The following is a 2,403-nucleotide window of genomic DNA, read 5'->3' on the forward strand; positions in this document are numbered from 1 at the left end:
AAAATCAATCTGTTTAACTTCTTTATTGTTGATTGTTAAATTTTTAATAGTTTGAATTAACTCTGTTTTAGAACTTATAAACATAAAAGATTCCTTATATAAAGCATTATTATATCATTTTTTATTTGCTAATATTTTTTGTCTCTCTATTAATCTCTCCTATCCACCTAAGCACATTGCCCTTATCATCAATCTCAACTTCTAAATCTTTGTATTTGTTGTAAAATTTAGGAGCTAAGATTTCATTAATTAGGATTTTTATAACTTTAAAAACTTCTTGTAATTCTTATTGCATCTTTTTAACTTTTTACATATTCTAGGTATTTGTTGTTGCTTGTTGCCTTTGTTGCGTCTATTTTTCACATAATTTCAGACGATATTCTTGTATAATCTGCTTGTTTTTAGAAATATATAAAAAATTATTAAAAATATTGTATTCATAAATACCATTTTTAAAAACATATCCTTTAAAATTCATATTTACATCACTAATAGACTTACCGTTTAGGACAATATATTTTCCATTATTTTTATTGACACCCACATATACAACTTTATCACAAGTTATATTACCCTCTGGACATAGATTTAAAATTTTTATCCAAAACTTTTCATTTTCATAGGTACATTGCTCTAGTGGAGTAAAATCCTCTTGCGCTAATAAATAAGTACTAAAAAATAAAAACAATAATATATTTTTAAAAATTACCATTTTTCATAACCTCCTTGAATGTAAAGCTTATATTCAGCATTTCTCCTATTAATTAGTCCTTGCATTACTTTATTTTGACTTTTGTTCCACGCCATCCAAGCTTCCTTTAATGTTTTGTAGCCTGTTTTCTCTCCATTGATGATTTTAACAACAGAAGAATTTTTAAAATTATCAATCCCTATATTAAAACATAATATAACCAAGGCATCAAATTCGTTCTGTGCTAAGGAAGAGTTTATTGAATTTTTTACAGCATTTTCAAAGGGCAACAAATCGCTTTTAAACAATTTATCCGCTTCTTGTAAAGTAATACCATTTTTATACAAATCCCATTCATTTTGCCCTATAAGATGTCCATATCCAATAGTTGCACCTTTAACATATGAAGTAATTTCTTTTCCATTTTAATCATTATAAGGTTTGAGTCTTAGCTTCTCTATATTTTTTAAAAGATTTTGACCATCATTGCTTAGATGAGTGATTTTTTCTTGAGTATTGTTTTCACTAACCCCATTTACCACCACAAACTTACAAACATAAAACTCTTGTTTTCTATCTTCATCTTCTAAGATTTCATCTAGTCCTTGTGCGATTTGAAGTTTTAAATTTTGCATTTTTGCAGGAGCTAAAAAACTAAAATGATATTCGTTTAATTCTTTATTGTCTTCTAGGGAATTTTTGATGATTTTATCATACTCATGTAGCTGTGTAAAATACCCTACTCCTAAATCTTTATTTTCAAATTCCTTATAAGCACTTTTATAAACTTTAGCAATGTTTTTTGGGATAATAAAATAAAGTTTGATTAAATTAGTATCAAAGCTAAGATTTAATTCTTTAAATTCATAATCTTTACTAAAGTCTTGTTTGAATTGATTAAGAATATTTATATCCTCTATATCTTTTAAATCTTTTAAATCTATATTAAATTCATTTAAAGCCTTATTTTGTTCTTTTTTTTCATTATTGATTAAAAGATTATAGATAGGTAAATTATCTTTTTGAAATCTATCACTTTTATAATGAAGTCTTATTATAGGTTCTTTTAACTCTATTTGATTTTTACTTTGTTCTCCTAAGCCCTCTTTAGGATCAAAGCTGTGATCAAATTTAAACTTACTTGGAGTAAAGCTTACTTTTAAAGCAAAGCCTTTATCTGTTTTACAAGCTGAGATGAGTTCTTGTAAGATTACATATTCATTATTGACTTTCTTTTGAGATAAGGATCCTTTTACATTAACAACTTTAGTACAAGGAACACTTACACCTGCTATAGTATTAGGACAAGCTACTATACTAGAGTTTAATAAATCACTTTCTAGCATTATAGGCACACCATCATCTTTAAAAGTTTTTCCTTTGTTTGATTTAAGTATGACTTTACCTCCATGGATACATTCTAGGTTTTGATTTTCTAAAAGAGCATGAAGTTTAGCTATAGCTTGTTTTTTATCTACTTGTGTGGTTTTTTGTTCTTTTAAAGTGTTTGAAATTAAGTCTTTATACTCTAAGCTTTGTTTGCTTAAACATTCTAATTTGATATTTAAAGAATTTTCTATAATAGAATAATTAAGCAAACAAAGTTCATCATTTTTATAAAAGATGCTAAGTCTTCCTTTGCCACTGCTTTCATCTTTAGGAGAAAAATAATAACTAGGTGTATCTTGTTTTATAGTATTATCTTGATCTAA

General features: G+C 26.1%; 3 protein-coding genes. All 3 read right to left on the reverse strand.

The window, feature by feature from the left end; translation table 11 throughout:
* Positions 1-352: 352 nt before the first annotated feature.
* Entirely contained in the window at positions 353-712 is a 360-nt protein-coding gene (locus AJ936_RS01435) for a hypothetical protein (protein WP_002779560.1), read from the reverse strand.
* Positions 706-1,104 (reverse strand): lysozyme, encoded by a 399-nt coding sequence (locus tag AJ936_RS01440; RefSeq protein ID WP_214283095.1) that lies wholly within the window; start codon positions 1,102-1,104, stop codon positions 706-708. Before AJ936_RS01440 ends, AJ936_RS01435 begins: the two co-directional genes overlap by 7 nt.
* A gap of 12 nt (positions 1,105-1,116) precedes the next feature.
* A partial coding sequence (locus AJ936_RS01445; RefSeq protein WP_250606977.1) for a hypothetical protein occupies positions 1,117-2,403 on the reverse strand: 1,287 nt, incomplete at its 5' end.

The organism is Campylobacter sp. BCW_6877, from assembly GCF_001762445.1.
In the GTDB taxonomy this organism is placed as follows: domain Bacteria; phylum Campylobacterota; class Campylobacteria; order Campylobacterales; family Campylobacteraceae; genus Campylobacter_D; species Campylobacter_D jejuni.